This is a genomic window from Pyxidicoccus fallax (assembly GCF_012933655.1).
Lineage (GTDB): Bacteria > Myxococcota > Myxococcia > Myxococcales > Myxococcaceae > Myxococcus > Myxococcus fallax.
Genome location: NZ_JABBJJ010000073.1, coordinates 1 through 17,257, shown reverse-complemented (window position 1 = coordinate 17,257; position 17,257 = coordinate 1). Strand labels below are relative to the sequence as shown.

Annotated in this window: 11 protein-coding genes and 1 pseudogene; 3 read left to right on the top strand and 9 right to left on the bottom strand. The window is 67.5% G+C overall.

What is annotated here, in order from left to right; genetic code table 11:
• Positions 1-197: 197 nt before the first annotated feature.
• From HG543_RS17375 to HG543_RS17350, 6 genes are all read right to left on the bottom strand, one after another.
• Positions 198-1,199 (bottom strand): DUF2169 family type VI secretion system accessory protein, encoded by a 1,002-nt coding sequence (locus HG543_RS17375; RefSeq protein ID WP_169345904.1) that lies wholly within the window; start codon positions 1,197-1,199, stop codon positions 198-200.
• Between the two features lie 18 nt (positions 1,200-1,217).
• Positions 1,218-2,069: a hypothetical protein gene (locus HG543_RS17370; RefSeq protein ID WP_169345903.1), complete on the bottom strand. Its 852-nt coding sequence runs from the start codon at positions 2,067-2,069 to the stop codon at positions 1,218-1,220.
• Positions 2,070-2,080: 11 nt separating this feature from the next.
• Positions 2,081-2,935: a PAAR-like domain-containing protein gene (locus HG543_RS17365; RefSeq protein WP_169345902.1), complete on the bottom strand. Its 855-nt coding sequence runs from the start codon at positions 2,933-2,935 to the stop codon at positions 2,081-2,083.
• Positions 2,936-2,941: 6 nt separating this feature from the next.
• Complete coding sequence (locus HG543_RS17360) at positions 2,942-3,997, bottom strand: beta-ketoacyl synthase N-terminal-like domain-containing protein (RefSeq protein WP_169345901.1); 1,056 nt, start codon at positions 3,995-3,997, stop codon at positions 2,942-2,944.
• A 518-nt stretch (positions 3,998-4,515) separates the two neighbouring features.
• Positions 4,516-5,829, bottom strand: coding sequence for a hypothetical protein (locus HG543_RS17355; RefSeq protein WP_169345900.1), 1,314 nt, complete (start codon positions 5,827-5,829; stop codon positions 4,516-4,518).
• A gap of 1 nt (position 5,830) precedes the next feature.
• On the bottom strand, positions 5,831-8,581 hold the full coding sequence (locus HG543_RS17350; protein WP_169345899.1) for a TonB-dependent receptor domain-containing protein: 2,751 nt from the start codon (positions 8,579-8,581) through the stop codon (positions 5,831-5,833).
• A 181-nt stretch (positions 8,582-8,762) separates the two neighbouring features.
• On the opposite strand from HG543_RS17350, the gene HG543_RS17345 reads away from it, so the two are divergent.
• Positions 8,763-10,835, top strand: coding sequence for a hypothetical protein (locus HG543_RS17345; protein ID WP_169345898.1), 2,073 nt, complete (start codon positions 8,763-8,765; stop codon positions 10,833-10,835).
• Between the two features lie 32 nt (positions 10,836-10,867).
• Here HG543_RS17345 and HG543_RS17340 read toward each other — a convergent pair whose 3' ends face one another.
• The 3 genes from HG543_RS17340 to HG543_RS17330 all read right to left on the bottom strand — a co-directional run bounded on the left by HG543_RS17340 (position 10,868) and on the right by HG543_RS17330 (position 14,382).
• Complete coding sequence (locus tag HG543_RS17340; protein WP_169345897.1) at positions 10,868-11,587, bottom strand: CHAP domain-containing protein; 720 nt, start codon at positions 11,585-11,587, stop codon at positions 10,868-10,870.
• Positions 11,588-11,779: 192 nt separating this feature from the next.
• Positions 11,780-13,774 (bottom strand): discoidin domain-containing protein, encoded by a 1,995-nt coding sequence (locus tag HG543_RS17335; RefSeq protein WP_169345896.1) that lies wholly within the window; start codon positions 13,772-13,774, stop codon positions 11,780-11,782.
• A gap of 128 nt (positions 13,775-13,902) precedes the next feature.
• Positions 13,903-14,382 (bottom strand): nucleoside deaminase, encoded by a 480-nt coding sequence (locus tag HG543_RS17330; RefSeq protein ID WP_246357103.1) that lies wholly within the window; start codon positions 14,380-14,382, stop codon positions 13,903-13,905.
• 593 nt (positions 14,383-14,975) lie between these two features.
• Here HG543_RS17330 and HG543_RS17325 point away from each other — a divergent pair.
• Complete coding sequence (locus HG543_RS17325) at positions 14,976-16,619, top strand: carboxylesterase/lipase family protein (protein WP_169345895.1); 1,644 nt, start codon at positions 14,976-14,978, stop codon at positions 16,617-16,619.
• Between the two features lie 168 nt (positions 16,620-16,787).
• Positions 16,788-17,257 (top strand): annotated as a pseudogene (locus HG543_RS17320) (hypothetical protein); the annotation flags it as partial.

The following is a 17,257-nucleotide window of genomic DNA, read 5'->3' as shown; positions in this document are numbered from 1 at the left end:
GCGCCTCCTGCTCTCATAGGCATGAGGATGCAGGCAGGCGCCAGGTGTTGGTGAAACGTGAAGCAATTGGAAGAGGGTGAGCGATTCTGGTGCACCTGGGGTTGCCCACGGCAGGTGCGAGTCCGACACCGGCACGAGGGCCACCCCTCCACCGTGCCCCCATCCCTCTTGTTGGGATAGGTCCCGCATCATGAGATCTACACCGAGAGCTTCTCTGTTACGTGTGTGACATCCAGATAGTTGGCGTCTGGAGCCCGAACCCTGAGGCTACTTTGCCAAACCATCATCAGCTTCATCGCTTCGGGGTCGATGATGACGGTTGCCAAGAACGAGGTGTGCTCTTCGGTCCGTCTCCCGAAGTAGGTCTTGAAACTCAACATGGTTTTTGGCAGCTCGAACCTCAACACGGAGTCAGGTGTGAGGTGAACGAGTTCGACTCTTTCCGCGCCTCGAAGGGGGGACCTTGGCCGCTGGTCTTCCGGCGAGCAGAGTGCAAAGCGCTCGTCGTAGTCGAGCGGGAGCAGGGGTTTGCGAGTCTGCTCCCAGTGCTCGCCGTAAGTGCCGGCCAGCTCGCGTCTGGGGGTCCACCAGCGGTCGATGGCCCCAAAACCTGCGGGGACCGAATGCCGTCCATCAGGGTATTCAACGGCGTAAACTGGCTGATTCTCGAGTGTCGCTGAAGATGATGCGATTCCCTTTCCCACCGGGTTTCGAGCATCCAGGCGGTGCTTACGCGGATCGGGGTCGGAGGTGTCCAGCCCGCCAAAGGCCCACTCGTAGAGGATCGCTTGGCGGGTAAACGGCTGCGGCTTGGAGGTGGTCAACCCCATCAGACCCCGGTAGTAAACTCGTGGCCCGTGGACAACCAGGACCTTCTGCATGTCACCCACCCGCAGCGAGACGGGGACGCTCGGTGTCGGCTTTCTCTTCGGCGCATGAGCAAAGCCGTTGAGAATGACGTCCGTTGCTGGCTTGACCGCAAGCAGGTCTGAATCGAAACGCAAGCTCGAACGCCCCGGCTCACCGTGGTACTTGGGCTCGAGAAGCGGTGGTGGCTGGTCATCGGAAAGCCTCAACTGTCCCGAAGGCGAGATGTCGAACGTCGCCTTCACTGCGACCAGCCAATGGTGCACACCGGATTTGTCCCGTACCCAATTGCGCTCCGCACTGTACGGAGTGTCGTTCTTGATGACCCACATGGATGGTTCTGCCGCTGCTCAAGGGCTCCGATGCCCAAAGAAGTACCTGACCCCGGGTTCCAATTTCTCAAGCACCCCGCTTTGCCGCAGCTTATTGAGGGCAGCGGAAATCTTCGGCATCACCGGCTCGCAGTCATCGTCAAGGCAGCCGACGTAGGATGCTCCCGTCATACCTTCGAGAATGCTGAACAAGTTGGCAATTCTTCCGCCGCGCAGTTCGGGCTCTTCTTCGGCGCAGAGCCGAGCGATGGTTTCCGCCACCTTGATGGCACCAAGAGGTTCGCCGTTCAGGAAGAATTTCGTATCCCGATAGTGAGTCCGAAGCTCTGCCACTTTTTCTTCGACGCGGCGGACATACGCAGCATCATCGAGATTGCTTTCGGCAAGCTCCAGGTCATCCATATCCGCCTCAAGGATGTCGCTCACGTTGTCCATGATGCGGTCACGCTCACTGCGAGGAGCCTTGCTCCGGTGTCGCGCCAGGGCAACAGCCAACGATAAATCCCCCGTGAGCCGCGTCGCCGTATATGCCTCGATGCGGGTGTCGTAGTCGGCGTGCTCGTACACTTTCGTGAGTTCCCCCAAGATCGAAGAAGGAGCCGCAAGTGCAAAAATGCGCACCGCGCAGTCGCGCAGGTGCCAGTCGTCTGCGTCCTGGATGATTTCGATCAGCCGTTCGACGTGCGCGAAGTTGCCGGCCTGTGCATGGAGTGTCACGGATGCAGTACGCTCCCAGAGATTGCTGCTGGTGAGCGCGGCTGGAGAGAGCAGACTGTCAGGAGGGCGTAGAGCGAATGCCATGCCCTGGGTACAGCGCATCCAGTCCGGGCTGATGTAGACGGGACGCTGGTTCGAAGTGGGTCGGGTCATGAAGAGGGGCCCTATTCGTTTCGAGCAATCGCGCGGTTCACCACGTCTTTGATCTGGTCATCGACTGCGTCCACCCGGCTCTTCTCGGGTTCTTTGTCCGGTTTGAGTACGAGTTCCTGGTGAAGCGGGCAGCCGCCGACTTTTATCGGGTGCGGGTGATGGTACTCGCCCTTCATCCCAGCCTTCTTCTTCTTTTGCTCATACTTCTCTCGGAGCTTCTTATTGTCGAGTTTAGGGATGACCTTGAACCTGCCGCTCTTGGGGGGAAGCATCGCGACCAGGTCGGGATTGGACTGTCCGATTTTGTCAAGATCAGCCCGCTCGGCTTCTGAGAAGAACTCGTCGTAAGGCTTGGCGTCGGATTTATTCTTACCAACTGCCCTCTTGCAGTTCGGACATGTCTCGGGGTTCCCGCCGACATCAGGGATGCTCGTCATCTGGACGAGGCCCATCATCGTCGCCGAGTTCGCAGGGCTCCCCGATGGGCCACAGTTGTTGATCATCTGGTCGCCGAGCAACTGGACGTTCTTGCCTTCAATGTGCACGTCCATCGAGCCCGGACCGACGAACTTGGTGGGGCCTTCGACGTTCATCGAGGTGATTCCACCGCCCGTCCCTTTACTGGCGATGTCTCCAGATGAGCCAAAACTTGCGCCTTGAATCGCAACGGCTTTGCCCTCGATTGTGACCGATTTCGAGTAGCCCTTCGGCGAACTCCCGCTGTTCCCGATGTTGGGAAGCGGCGTCGGCACGAACGGTGCTGGCGGCCCCGGCATCTTGCAGATGTTCGGTAGCGTCGCGGCCGCGACACCGTTGCTGCCCTCGGTGACGGGTGTTTTAGGCGGGTTGATGCCAACAGTGCTCATGGTTGGTCACACGCCTTTCTCCTGTAAAAGAATCGCGGATCCCCGAAGCCCGGATATCGAGCTTCCGGCCACGAGCGCCCTCGGACCACGTGCATACGCGCGCTGCCAGGCCTGCACCGCGAGGACACAGTTCAACGCAGCGGTCGCGGCTCCCACGTCTCCCCACGACCTGACCGCGCTGGTGTACGCAGATGCATCTCGGAACACTCGTGGCTGTCGCAACAAGACGAAGCCCCATTCGTCGCTGCGATATCGCTCACCATTAATGTCACAGTAAATGTTATCCAGGCTCTCGGCAGGCGTGGCCAGCCCCCGAGTCACACGCGCGATGACATTGCTCAATGCCTCGCCCAGCGCACCTTCGTCGCTGTTCATGGGCCTTGCTTCATGCGCCGTCGCAACGCTCCGGAGGGTGGCAAGAGAAGGTAGCCGCAACCTGGACCGAGAAGTACGGGTAGTCAGCGCAATCATCCCGGCAGCCTCGCCTGGAATGAATCCGTCACGAGTGCCCTGGCGCGCCACCTTTCTGCCCTCTTCAAGCCATTCGAGGGTCTCTGCATCGAGGTAGCTGTCCACGCCACCAACAATGCACAGGTCACACATGTGCCCGGACATTCGATTCATAGCCAGTTCGAGCGCACGGAGAGCCCCTGCATGCCCTTCGCAAAGAACTTCAACATCGAGGCGCGCTTTCCCTCGAAGTTCGATCTTCTGAATCGCATTCAAGACGGCCTCCGCATCACCTGCTTTGAACCCTGGGCGAAGCTCGGGCAAGGCCAGATAAACGGGCACAACCGTTTCGAGCGGAGCCTCCCACTGGATTTTCTCGAGTACCTCCTGCAGAGACGACGCAGCCATTGCGGCCAGACGAGCCGACCCTTGGACGGCGAACTCCAGAAGAGAATCGCTCGCGCATGTCAATGGCTTTCCGGAGCCATCCATCAAAACGGGGTGCTCGGCGATACGGCTGATACGAGCACGAACGGCGGCCGCCGCGCTCTCCGCGCTCAGGCCGACAGGCGTGCGCGCCCCGACGGCCGAGATTTTAACGTCGATGCCCATCCTCCCCCCAGCCGAGCAAGTAGGAGACCAAGTATAGGCGATCTGTCCCCCCCTATTGTAGGACCATCGCTTCATCCACCAAGGGCTGCGGCTGCGTCACGCCAGGCCGCGCATCGCGCGTCGGGGAATCGGCTCCAGCGAGCGGCTGGGACGTCATCGCTGCAAAGTGGAGCGCACGGGCGCCTGACTGCACCGGATGCGCCGGCTCTGCATCCGGTACGAGCGGCGCGACTACGTCCACTACGCATTCCTCCAGCTTGGCTGCTGCGTGGTGCTCTTCCTCGCACTCATGCTCTGGTTCTGGAAGGCGCTGGAAGACGAAGCGGACGCGGTACATGCCCGTTCATCCCACGCTGGCGGCCACACCATCGACCTCTACACCACGTTTCCGTGGAAGGCCCTTTGCGCCGAAGTGGCGAAGCTCAAGGTCCAACGCCAGGATCGCGGCCAACTCGCCCGGCTGGCGCTGGCAGCTTCAGCGGAAACCCCGGCTCGCCTGCTGACGGCGGGCGTGCGGACTACTCGAACAGGGAGACCTCTCCCAGCTTCACCAGCTTGCCGGACGTCCCCCCGCCCTCGGATGTCACGCGCAGCCGGACCAATCGCACGGGCAGCTCGCTCATGAGGGGCGCGTCGAGGAAGAGGTGGGGAGTGAAGGGCTCAATCGGCCCTTCCCCGAAGGGGCTGTCGTTGGCGGAGACCATCGAGGGGAGTGGAAAGCCCCTCGATGGCTTCGCGGTATCCCAGAGCACGGTCAGGAAGTTCCCGAGCGTCACCCATGCCCCGCCATCCACGCTGCCCTCCACCACCACCCGCAGTCGGCCCAGGTAGCCCATCGTGGTGTCCAGGTTGCGCACCACCACCCGGCTCAGGCGCGTGGGGGCATTCAGCGAGAAGGTCAGCGCCTCCACGCCCGCGTCGTCCTCCGTTCCGCCCGCCGGAATCGCCAGCACGGGCTCGAGCCGGCCGTCCGTGAAGGGGCACGGCCGGTCCACGGGCGCGGGGCTGCACGTCATGCCCCGGCTCACAGGCCGCAGCGTGCCCCTCGGCAGGGCGGCACGCGGGCTGCGCCACTCCAGCCGAAAGTCCAAACCACTGGAGCTGGCGCCCAGCGGCTCGAAGTACCACAGGCCGTCACTGGAGGCCCGGACCTGGGCCTCCACGGCGTCGAAGTCCTCCAGCACATAGGCGCTGGGCGCCCACGGCGAGGTGGCGGGGGACTGGTGCCAGACCAGCCCAGCTCCGCCCTGGAGCTGCAACACCGGACTGGGCGTCGTGGGGTGGAGGACGTAGTGCTCCGAGCCGACATGGGCCTCGCCCAGCGTCGCCGTCGGTGGCGTCTCCGGGGCGGGTGGCGCGGCGGCGAAGGACAGCGAGAGCCCGTCCCCCACCGTGAGGCCCCAGTCCCAGGGCCGCAGCGTCGGCAGGTCCACGTCGCCCTCGAAGTAGAGGACGGCGAAGACGCCGCTGCCGTCCGACGCGAGCGGCGGGTACACGCGGAAGCGGTGCCGCACGGTGACTTCGAAGCCCTCCCGGGTATAGCCCTCCGTGCGGAGGTCTCCGGCGAGGGTCTCCAGCGTGAAGCCTCCCGAGGCCTCGGCGGTGACCTCCGTGTACGGCTCGTAGTTCCAGACCCGCTGGTCGGGGTCCCCGGGGTTGTTCCAGTCGTCCAGGTCGGCCTGCGCGCGGTCCACCTGGATGAGGCTGCCGCCCGCCGGTGAGCCGTCCGGGAGTCTCACGTCGCCGTACAGGAAGACGGAGTCTTCCGGCATCAATTTGCAGCCAGTGGCGAGGAGCGCGAGCAGAGGCAGGGTCAGTGACGAAGCGCGCATGTCAGTAGGTCCCCTTCAGGCCGAACATGGGAAGGATGACGGGCAGGCGCAGGGGCTTGCGCCGCGCACCCGACTCCTCCAGGAGGTAGTCGTAGGCGAACGTCTCCTGCTGGGCGGAGATGTTGAGCACGTCGAAGTAGGCGTCGAGCGTGAAGTCCTCCATGGCCCACGACTTCGAGGCGCGGAAGTCCACGCGGAAGAAGCTGCCCAGCCGCTCCACGCGGTCCTCGTCCTGGCGCACCCACTTCGTGCGCCCGTGGTCGTCCGTCACCAGGCGGTGCGTCTGCGAGGACACCTGCCCGGACTCGGGCCGGCCGGTGTTGAAGTGCACCACCGTGCCGAACGTCCAGGTGTCGAACTTGTAGCTGAGCGCGGCGTTGAAGACGTGCGCCTGCTCGAAGGCGAAGGGCAGCGTTCCGTCCACGGACTCCACCACGCGGTTGTCGTCGCCGTACCGCTCGAAGCGCACGCGCCGCTTCGACTGGAGGAAGCTGTAGGACGCCCAGCCGAACCAGTTGCGGCCCAGCGGGTGGCGCGCCATCAGCTCGAAGCCGTAGGCGTAGCCACTGGCTGACGGGGCTCCGGAGCTGCCGCCGCGGCGCCGGTTCTCCACCACTTGCTGCACGTCGAACTCCACCGTGCGCGACAGCGGGTTGTAGAAGACGTCACCGCCCACCTCCAGGCCCTCCGTCGCCTTCCACTCGGCGCCCACGTCGAACTGCGCGCCGGACTGCAGGCCGTAGCGCAGGGCGGCGGTGTCCACCGCGGGCAGGTGCAGCAGCACCGTGGGCGGCTGGTGGAAGAGGCCCGCGCCACCCTTGAGGGCCAGCGCGTCCGTGAGCTGGTGGCGCACGGTGAGGCGCGGCTCCACGGCGGTGTGGGTGATGCCGGGCACCCGGTGATACGCGTCCACGCGCACGCCGGGCTGGAGGAGCCAGCGCTCCGCCGGGCGCCACGTCACGCTGGCGTACGCGCCCGAGAAGGTGGCCAGCGACGACGGGCTCTTCAGCGGGTCCCCGGTGATGCCGGGCCGGTTGCCCGGGGCAATGGCCTTGCCGGTGAGGGTGGTGGAGGCGCGGCGGTGCTCCACGTCTCCGCCTACGGCCACCTCCAGCGTTTCGGTGAGGTGCCGCTTCCAGCCCGCGCGCGCCGAGTACGTCGTCTGCTCCACTCCGTAGTCGCCCACGTGCTCCACCACCATCTCCGCGCCGGGGCTCGGCTCCACCGTCTCCTCGCCGGAAAGGCCCACCTCGTCGACGCCCACCGTGAGGCCCACCTCCACCTCGCCGCCGCCCAGCGGGTGCGTGCCGCGCAGGTCCACCCGGTGGAAGCGGGACACCACGGACGCGCCCGTGTTGCCCAGCGAGTCCCTGGACGGCGAGGCACCCACGTCGTCCGAGCTGCCCAGGGCGAACAGCCGCACCCTCCCCTCGCCCACCTTCTGCTCCACGCGGGCCTGGTAGTCGTAGAAGTTGGCATGGACATCCTCGCCGTCGGGGCCGGCGAACAGCTTCGTGCCCAGTCCAATCAAGAGGCCCGTGTAGCTGACGCGGCCCGCGACGCTGACGGAGGTGCCCGTCTCCTGGAAGGGGTACTCGATGAAGCCGCCGCTGTTGATGAAGTCCGCGTACGCGGTGAAGTGCAGCCGGTCCTCGCGCGGCCGAGACAGGCGCCCTTCCACCGCGCCCCCCAGCACGCGGCCGAACTGCACCGGCGGCGTGCCCGGGTAGAAGTCCACGGTGTCGATGAAGTCCGGGTGGATGACCGCGGGCCCCAGGAGCAGGTGGTACAGCATGGGGATGCGCACGCCGTCGAGGAAGAAGCCCGTGGCCGCCGGCTGGCTGCCACGCACCACCGGGTAGCTCACCCCCGAGGCGACGCTGCCCACGCCCGGCATCAGCATGATGACGCGGAACGGGTCTCCCATGGTGCCGGGCACCTCGCGAATCTCCTGCTCGTGCAGGCTGATGCGCGTGACTTCGGTGCGCGGCCGGTCATCGCGCACCACGGTTTCATATGGATTCACGCGGCCGGGCTGAAGGCGGTAGACGACCTGGACGGCCTGCCCCTCGCTCACCGTCTCCTCGAAGGTGCCGGGCTGGTAGCCGGGCGCGCGAACCTCCACGCGGTGGGTGCCGGGAGGTACCGCGAGGTCGAAGCGCCCCTGCGCGTCCACGGCACCCGCGGGCTCGGTGGCGCCGTCGAGAAAGAGGGTGGCGTCCACGATGGGCCGGCGCGTGCCCCGGGCGCGCACCTCGCCCTGAAGGCGCGCGGTGGCGGCGGGCACCTGGACGGGGGGTTCGAAGCGGTAGACGAAGGGCAGGCGCACCGCCACGGGCACCCCGCCCACGGTGGCAGGGGTGAAGCGCAGGCCCGAGGCGGCCTTCAGCGCGGCCTCGGCGAGGCGCGGCTCAGCGGGCGCCTGCACCACCTTCGCGCCGGCCACCGCGCCCGACACGTCCACCAGCAGCTCCAGCGTCACCTCGCCGGGCGTGCCCTCCAGCCCCTCTGGCCATGGGGCGGGCGACTCCGTCACCAGCGTGGGCGGCACCAGCTTCGCGTCAGCGCCGCCGGTGGTCAGGCCCAGACGCTCGGCGTCCTCGGCGGACACGGACGTACCACCGTCGGTGGCCTGGACATCCACCTCCACCGCGCGCTGCTCGCTGGCGGGCGTGGGCACGGACTGGGCGCCCACGGCGGCGGGCAGTACCGCCAGGAGGAGCAGGAAGGTGCATGGGTGTCGCAGTCGCATCTTGGGTACCAACGCCCAGGCTCGCGAGACATGCGCTCCGGCCGGTGCGCTTCGTGGGGTGGAAATAATCCCAGCCCAAGAGGGCCCGACCCGCGCGTTGTCCCAAAAATCCCCCACCCGGCCGGCGCGACCCGGGGTTCCTTCAGCCCGACTGCTCCCGGCGGTAGATTGCGCCTCGACCATGACCGCGTTCCCCGTCTCCTGGAGCCCCGCTGCCCCCAAGGCGCTCCAGGTCCTCGCCCTGCTGGGCCTTCTCGCAGGCTGCTGGCAGGCCCCCACCGACGTCGTCGCGGTGCGGGCGGCGCCGCTGCTGGCCGACAACTCGGAGGGGGCCGCGGTCGTGCGGCAGGCGGCCTTCGGAGAGCCGTTGAAGGCCTCGCGTCCGCGCTTCGGCTCGGCGGAGTTCCTGCGCATCGAGGGCGCTCCCGGCTGCGAGCGGTGCTTCATCCGGGCCGCCGACGTCGAGCCCTTCCCCATGACGGGCACGCCGATGTGGGTGACCGCACCTTCGCTCGATACGAGCGGCGCGGACGGGCAGCCGCTCGAGACGCTGACCTTCGGCACGGAGGTGGTGGCCCGCCTGGACGCACCGTGGCTCCCCACAGACCAGGCCGCGCTCCTCCGCGACGGGCGTCCCTTCGCCCGGGCCTCACGCGCGGGACTGTCCCCCTCCAAGCCAGACTCCAAGAGCGTGCTCACCGAGGTGTTCCAGGCGCTGGGGGCGGTGGACTTCGTGGCCGCGCGCCGCTGGGTCAGCGTCGCGGCGACGGCATTCGGGAAGCAGGCGCCCGCGGCGGGTGATTCGGCGGCGCTGGACGCCCTGCGCTACTGGATGGATGTGCACACGGGAAACCCGCGCCTGGAGGGTCCAGAGGGAATCCCTCCTCCGGGCGGAACCGGCGCCCCGCCGCTGCGCTCCACCGAACCTCCAGCAGCCTCCGGGCCAGCGTTCGTGTCCACCGCGCTCGCGTCGTTGCGTGCGCGCGGCGCGTCCAATGGCGCGGCCCTGGGCGGCCTCGCGGCGGGTACGCCCGTGCGCGTCCTCTCGGTCAAGGGAGATTGGGCCGAGGTCGCCGTGGAGCGTGGCGCGCTGGTGGAGCCGAGCAGCGATGTGATGCTGGCGTGGGACGACCTGCCGAATGCCAAGGACGCGCCGCCACCGCCGGAGGGCACGGCCGACGCGGGCGTGACGCCCACCCTCGTCGAGACCGACCCGGACGCCGGCACGCCCGCCGATGCCCAGGCGCGGAGCGACGGCACTCCCGCCGAAGCGCCATCCCCTGACGCGGGAACATCTCCCGAAGCCCAGGCCCAGGCGACCGGCACGCCTCCCGAGACACAGGCCCCAGACCCGAACGAAGCCACGGGCTTCATCGAGCGGACGCTGCTGACGACCACCGCCCCGGACGCGGCGGCGCTGGCATCCGCGGCCCGCAGCCCCGGGGTGCCGCACGAGCAGGCCGCGGCGCTGCTCGCCACCGCGTGGGCCCTCTCCCCCGCCAACGCCGCGCTGGGCAAGGAGCTGCTGACCCACGCCGTCTCACTACGCGAGCCCAGACTGGCGGTGGAGACCGCCGCCGCGCTCCGGGACCTGGAGGGGCCCGCCATCACCTTCGACGTGCAGCTCCTCGCCGGCTGCCAGGGCGACGCCCGCAAGGCCCGCATCGTGACGGATGAGGTCTTCGCCAAGGAGCCCCGGACCGGCGCGCTGTGCGTGCATCAGGTCGAGCTCCCCAAGCTGCCCGGCTCGTGCTGGGGAGCGAAGTTCGAGCGCGACTACAATCGAGAGATGGCCGCCCAGGAGCGCCTCCTGCGCCCCCTGAAGACGCCGCGCCTCAGGCTGGTGCTCCGCAACCGCCGGGCCGCCGCGCTCTCCCTCCAAGGGGGGCTGTACGTGGCCCGGCTCCCGGGCCCCTTCCACACCATTGGCGGCTCCGTCGGGTGGCAGACGGAACCGTTTCCGACGGAGCCCTCGCCGGGGCTTCGGCTGGCACGCGTCCCACTGGGACCTCTGCGCCCTTCATCGACGACGGTGGTGTGGATTGCGCTGGACACCTTCGCCCCCCAGACCTTCGGTGTCACCCTGGGTGACGCACAGGATGCAATCCAGCGACTCCAGCAGGGAGAGGAGAAGCTCAGCAACAGCGTCTTCCGCCGGCACATGGACGCTCCCACCACGTGGTCCGAGGACCTCGAGGGCGCACGCTGGACCGTCGTGATGAAACAACAGCACCACCAGATATGCGGTGAGTGAGCCGCGAGGCGTTACCCCGCCCGTGCAAGTCGTCACCGCGAGGACGGAGCGAGCGCTTCCGGAGAGGCGAAGCCGGCGAAGAGCTCTCCGGTGACATAGGCGCGGTGCTCGCGGGAAGCCCGGCGGAGGTAGTCGTTGAGCACCACGCGGCGAGTGCGGGCGCGGTGGGTGGTGGGCCAGCGCAGGTGCATGCGCGAGCGGGCAACGCCCTTGCCGCCACGGTGGATGAAGGTGACGAGTCCTCCGGCGGAGACGTGCTCGACGACGCCGACGTGGGTGAGGCCGTCATCACGGCGCCCGTCGCGGTCCCTGTCATACGTCTCGCGGAAGAAGACGAGGTCTCCCGGGCGCGGTTTCGTGCGGTGGAGGGCTCCCCGGCGACGCACGGCGCGATAGATATGGGTGACGCCATTCTCGCCCCGGCGGCCGGGGACGGGAGCCATGAGGTCGATGCCGGCGCTGGAGTACGCCAGTCGCACCAGCCCGGTGCAGTCGTCGGGCACGGTGTCGCTCACGGTCCTCAGGGACGCGACACCGACGAGGCCGGCGGCCCTGCCAGCGATGCGCTGGCCCACCTGCGGGCGGGACACCGCCTTGCGCTTCGGGGCGGCCTTCTTCTTCGAGGCGGGTGACGCCTGCCTGACGGCTGCCCGAGCGGACACGGGAGCCTCGGCGCGCGCGGCGGCGTGGGCGCTGCCGTGAGACACCGACGTGAGCACTGCTACGGCGACCACGAGGACGTGACGGAGCATTGCTCCGCCCGACGGGGCCGCCGGTGCGGCTATTCACCGGGGACGTGAGCTCCACCCGTCTGATCGGCGCGCAGGCAGGCAGGCTGCCCACCCGCGCGCCGGTCCACCGTCACTGGCCTACCTGCTCCGAGCCCACGAGCGTGGGACAGGGCATGAGGCAGATATCCCGCTCGAAGGCACGGAGGCGCACAGTCAGTTCCGCTGACTGATGCGCTGCTGGAGGAGCCAGTCCCAGAGGGCCGGAGTCCCATAGGCCGTCCGCCACAGCGTGGAGGAGTGGCCCACGTTGGGATAGACGGTGGGGTTCAGCATGGCGCTGGTGGTGCCACCGCACTGCGTCTCCAGCTTCATCTTGAGGCTCGTGGACTTGTCGGGCAGGGACGAGCTGTCCGCGCCCCCATGGAAGGGCCAGATGGGGAGCGTGCGCAGGTTGCAGATGTTGGAGACGTTGGCGGGCGTGAGGGTGGCGGCGATGGGGACGAAAGCCGCGACCTTCGACACGTGAGCGGGAATCCCATCCGCCTCGTAGAGCGAGTTGGCGCCGCCGCTGAAGCCCGTGAAGTAGACGCGGTCGGTGTCCACCAGGTAGTCCCGCTTCAGGTCCTCCAGCAGCCCCATGACCCTGGGCATGTTGAACCACGCCTGGCCGCTCGGGCTGGCCTTCCAGTAGTGGGGAGACACGGCGATGGCGCCGAAACCCGCGCGGAAGCTGGGGGAGAGCAGGTTCCAGGCAAGCCCCTCGGCATTGCTGGCCACGGCCGAGTGGTCATCGGTGAGCGTGACGCCGCCAATGCCATGCAGGGAGATGATGAGGGGCCACTTCGCGTTGCGGTCCGCGTTGTAGCCGGCCGGCAGGAACGCGGCGTAGGAGTAGCGCGAGTTGCGCACGGGCACCTGCTCCCCGGCCGCGCAGGACATCGCGCCGGTGGGCGCCGGAGCGGGCCGGCCCTGCACCTTCAGCTCGCGCACGAGGCAGTACTCGCCCGTGGTGACACTGTCCAGGCAGAGCAGCCGCACCCGCGTGGCCACGACGGGCGCGGTGAAGCTCACGCTCTTGAGCGTCTGGGTCGTGGGGTTGTTGCGCACCGACGCGCCGGGAATCGTCTTCCAGCAGCCGCCGTCCCACGCCTGGAGGTCGAAGTTCTTCATGGCGGCGGAGGAGGTCGCCGAGAAGGACAGGTGCACCTCGGCGCTGTGCAGCTCGTAGGCGCCCTGGAGGTCCACGTCGAGGTACGTGCCCGGCCGGTCGTTGTAGGCGGACTCCCAGCGCGTCGCGACGTCGCCGTCGACGGCGCGCGAGGCGACATGGGTCCCGTTGACGTGCATGGCGGTGGCTGGCTTGGAGAGGGCCACGTTGGTGAGCGCGGTGGTGCTGGTGGCCGTCACCGTCACGTCATCGGAGTGGGTCGCGCCATCGTCATCGGTGACGGTGAGGCGGAAGACGAGCGTGCCGGCGGAAATGCCGCTGACGGAGAGCGCTGGAGTACTGACGCCGCTGAGCGTGGCGGTGGGGCCGCTCACCTGCGTCCAGGCATAGGAGACGATGTGGCCATCCACGTCCGAGCCCGAGCCCATGAGGGTGATGCCCGGAGACGGCAGCGTCACGCCCTGGTCCGCTCCGGCGTTGGCGACGGGTGGCTGGTTCGTGCCAGGGCCCACGGGCGCACCAAAGACCCAGACCTCCTTGACGCGGCAGTTCTCGTGGATGGGCTCATTGCACAGGAAGCGCACGCGCTGGCCCCGCACCACCTGGGTGAAGGTCGTGGAGACCGCGACGCTCGTGTTGCCCGTCATGACGGCGCCGGGAATGGGCTTCCAGCCGGTGCCGTCGTCGTAGAGCAGGTCCCAGCTCGCGATGGCGCGCTCTTCCCGGAAGCCTGTGTACAACTCCGCGCGGTGCAGGTCGAACGTGCCCTGGAGGTCGATGTCCAGGTAGCGCGGGCCGCTGACGTAGGGGCCCGGACACCAGCGAGAGTCATCCGCGGTGATGTTGCCGTCCACCGCCTTCTCCGGCGGGAAGTATGGGTCCTGCTGGATGTGGGACGCCGTCGCGGGCTTGTGGAGCGTGACATTGAGGAGCCCGTCCTCCAGCGCCGAGACCGACTCGCTCCGCGGTGCGTCCCCAGAAGGGGCGCCCGTCGCTCCGTCACAGCCGCCCAGCACCAGGGCCAGGGCCCAACTCCCCATCGTGATGAATTTCCTAATCAAGGCTCGTCCTCCAGGACATAACAGTAAATCATGTCCCGGTCCGGTTGGCGTTCCAAATACACGCGCCGAGCCATCTCCCCTGCCCCCGCGGTCGAGCCTTCCGGCCCCTACCCGCTCGAGGCCGCCCTCCAAAGCTCGTAGAGCTCCACCGGTCCCCCGGGATGAACCGGCATGTGAACGAGCTTCATGGCCTGTTGCGCGAACGGCTTCGCCAGCTCCGCGTAGACCGCGGCGGTCGACAGGCCATAGGGCTCACCATCCTCGTTGGAGTAGGCGAACGCGACCTGCTCGATGCCGGCCATGCGCATGGCCGCGAGGCACATCGGGCAGGGATGTCCGCTCGCGTAGACCGCGCAGCCCTCGAGACGTGGGGTACCAAGCGCCCGGCCCGCGGCGCGAAGCGCGAGGAGCTCCGCGTGGGCGGTCGGATCGTGGGTGGCCAGCATCTCGTTGACACCCCGCGCGACGATCTTGCCGTCCTTGACGACGACGGCACCGAACGGCCGCCCGCCGCGTCGGACGTTGTCGCGCGCGAGCGCGATTGCTTCGAGAAGGTGATCCATTGGCGATGACATGAGGTCCTCCATTCGCTGCCCACGGGCCTCCGCCCGGCGCATCCGCTGAGCTTCCCTCGGGCGGCCTGGCGAGCGAAACCTGCTTGAGCGACGCCCGGGTCCCGCTTGTCGGGGTGAAGACCTTCATCCACCTCGGCGGACCCTGTTGGCCGGACAGGCGGCCACAACCGACGCTTTCCGGCGGCTGAGTACCAGGGCCGCGCAATCCGAGAAGGCAGCCCCTCCCGCACTCTTCCACCCCGGCCGAAGCAGGCATGCCGATGCGGCCCAGCTCTCTATCCGGCGCCTGTCAGTGCTCCCAACCCGGGAAGCAGATGCCGCGGCCACGCGCCCGTCCGAGATTCCAGTCCACCGCGAAGGGCATCACGCCCTGGCCTCCCGTCTCGCAAACCCATGGGGGTCCTCATGGACAAACAACTCGTCGAGAACGGGCGATATGGAATTGAACTCCCATCCATGGGGGCACTGGCGGGGATGGACGGGCGGCCGCCGGCGCTGATGCCCGGCTCGGACGACGCGGGGATGCCGCCAGGTGGGAGTGGCGCGCGGCCTGTGCCGTTTGCCCAGGCCCGCGCCGGGTTCGCAGACGCAGGAGAGGAGAGACGATGATCATCGAAACAGACAAGGGACGTATCAAAGGAACCACCGAGGAACGCGTTCACGTGTTCAAGGGCATCCCCTACGCGGCGCCGCCGGTGGGTGACCTGCGCTGGCGTCCGCCGCAGGAGGTCACCGCCTGGACGGACGTACGCAATGCCTACACCTTCGGACCCGCCTGCCCCCAGCCCGTCTATGAGGACTCGCTGGATGGCTCCGAGCCCGTGGGCGCCCAGAGCGAGGACTGCCTGTACCTCAACGTCTGGACGTCCGGCGTCGACGCCTCGAAGCTCAAGCCGGTCATGGTGTGGATCCACGGCGGCGCCTTCAAGATCGGGGCCTCCCACATCACGATGTTCAGCGGCTTGCCCCTGGCGTGGAAGGGCGCCGTGGTCGTCGCCCTCAACTACCGCCTCGGCAATCTCGGTTTCTTCGCGCATCCGGCCCTGGAGGCGGAGACGGGGGGAAAGGGGCCGGTGAACTTCGGGCTCTTGGACCAGATCGCGGCGCTGGAATGGGTCCAGCGCAACATCGCCGCGTTCGGAGGCGACCCGAACAACGTGACCCTCTTCGGCCAGTCGGCGGGCGGAGTGAGCGTGCTCGCCCTGATGGCCTCGCCACTGGCGAACGGGCTGTTCCACAAGGGCATCGCTCAGAGCCCGTATGCGATTCCCGAGCATTCGCGGGAGAAGGCCATCGAGGTGGGCACCACCGTGGCGACGGCGCTGTTCGGGCTGGGCCCCAATGCCACGGCGGCCGAGCTCCGGAAGGTGCCGGCCAAGGTCTTCTCCTCCAATGAGATGGATGGCCCGGACGGAGAGCCGATTCCGGTGGGTGGGCTGGCTCCGGTGCCCGTGGTCGACGGCGTGGTGCTGAAGAAGAAGATCCGGCAATCCTTCAAGGATGGTGAGCAGAAGGTGCTGCCGCTGATCATCGGGAGCACCAGCAACGAAGCCAGCGTGCTCGCGGCCTTCGACATGGAGCCGAGCGAAGTGCTGGCCAAGATCGTCAGCTCCACCGGCGAGGACACGGCGGCCGTCCTGCAAGAGCTGAAGAGCCTCTACGCCAACGATCCGGAGGTGAACCCCAAGGAACTCGACAGCAACAAGCGCTTCGCTCCCCTGCTGCTGCGCGACATGCTGTTCACCATGCAGGCCCGCTGGATCTCCGACCAACACTCGAAGAAGTCGTCGAGCTGGCGTTACTACTTCAGCTACGTCACGGAGGCCGACCGCGAGGAGAACCCCTACGGCGTCGCTCACGGAAACGAGGTCGTCTACACCATGGGGACGGGCGACATCTTCGTGGGGAGCAAGGACGTCTTCACGGACAACGACCGGGCGATGTCCCAGAAGGCCGTCGACTACTGGTACTCGTTCGCGAACACCGGCACTCCCAGCGGAAGCGTGGCGTGGACGAAGAATGAGTACGGGGTCCTCGCGCCGAAGGACAACACCCTGAAACTGGACGAGGAACTCACTGTCCTGAAGAACTTCAGGAGAGCCCGTCTCGACCGGTTCATCCTGATGTATCCCATCCTGGAGGCGGTGCTCTCGGGTGAGGCTCCGGAGGAGACCGAAGCGACCGAAATGGGCGAGTATCCAGGCCGCGAACCCACACTGGAGCCTGCCACTCCAGCGGGCCACTCGTGATAGAAGCCGTCCTCCTGGACGACTGAGCCTGGCAGGGCGTACGGCCCTCCGGTCCGCTCCAAACATGGGAGCCGCATGTGGGAGATCCAGCAGGGCACCGAACCTTCAATACCCTTCAGGTGCCCTGTGGAGGTCCCCATCCCACCTCGCGCTCCGACCGGTGATGGAATGCCCGACTATTGGATCAGCGACGCACACAACCGGGTGCTGGGGCCCATCAGCCTCGATGTTCTACGCACCCTCCTGATGTCGGGCCGGTTGCGCGGACTCACCCAGGCCTCGCGGGACGGGCGCAGCTTCGCCGCGCTCCAGTCCTTCCCCGAAGTGGTCTCCCTCCTCCAGGAGGCGGCCAACGCCCAGCAACTGGAACAGGAGCGGCAGGAGGCCCGCCGGCTGGCCGCGCATATCGACACGCTGCGCGGCAAGCCGGTGCATGAGGTATTCGGTCTCGCGGAGGACGCGAGCATCGATGCGTATCGGGCCTCGTTCTTCTCGCTGGTGAAGCGGTTCTATCCCGCCCGGCTGCCACGCGAGGCCGACGACGAGCTGCGCCGTGCCTATGGCGCGATGTTCTACTTCCTCTCGCAGCTGATGGCCCAGATCGAACAACGGGCCATGCCCCCGGTGCCCGTGTCCCC

What these genes read in the sequence shown, in the direction of transcription:
- HG543_RS17375 (WP_169345904.1), bottom strand. Translation starts at nt 1,199, where the DNA reads ATGTGGGTCATCAAGAACGACACTCCGTACAGTGCGGAGCGCAATTGG.
- HG543_RS17345 (WP_169345898.1), top strand. Translation starts at nt 8,763, where the DNA reads ATGACCGCGTTCCCCGTCTCCTGGAGCCCCGCTGCCCCCAAGGCGCTC.
- HG543_RS17355 (WP_169345900.1), bottom strand. Translation starts at nt 5,829, where the DNA reads ATGCGCGCTTCGTCACTGACCCTGCCTCTGCTCGCGCTCCTCGCCACT.
- HG543_RS17340 (WP_169345897.1), bottom strand. Translation starts at nt 11,587, where the DNA reads ATGCTCCGTCACGTCCTCGTGGTCGCCGTAGCAGTGCTCACGTCGGTG.
- HG543_RS17365 (WP_169345902.1), bottom strand. Translation starts at nt 2,935, where the DNA reads ATGAGCACTGTTGGCATCAACCCGCCTAAAACACCCGTCACCGAGGGC.
- HG543_RS17325 (WP_169345895.1), top strand. Translation starts at nt 14,976, where the DNA reads ATGATCATCGAAACAGACAAGGGACGTATCAAAGGAACCACCGAGGAA.
- HG543_RS17350 (WP_169345899.1), bottom strand. Translation starts at nt 8,581, where the DNA reads ATGCGACTGCGACACCCATGCACCTTCCTGCTCCTCCTGGCGGTACTG.
- HG543_RS17360 (WP_169345901.1), bottom strand. Translation starts at nt 3,997, where the DNA reads ATGGGCATCGACGTTAAAATCTCGGCCGTCGGGGCGCGCACGCCTGTC.
- HG543_RS17370 (WP_169345903.1), bottom strand. Translation starts at nt 2,069, where the DNA reads ATGACCCGACCCACTTCGAACCAGCGTCCCGTCTACATCAGCCCGGAC.
- HG543_RS17330 (WP_246357103.1), bottom strand. Translation starts at nt 14,382, where the DNA reads ATGGAGGACCTCATGTCATCGCCAATGGATCACCTTCTCGAAGCAATC.
- HG543_RS17335 (WP_169345896.1), bottom strand. Translation starts at nt 13,774, where the DNA reads ATGGGGAGTTGGGCCCTGGCCCTGGTGCTGGGCGGCTGTGACGGAGCG.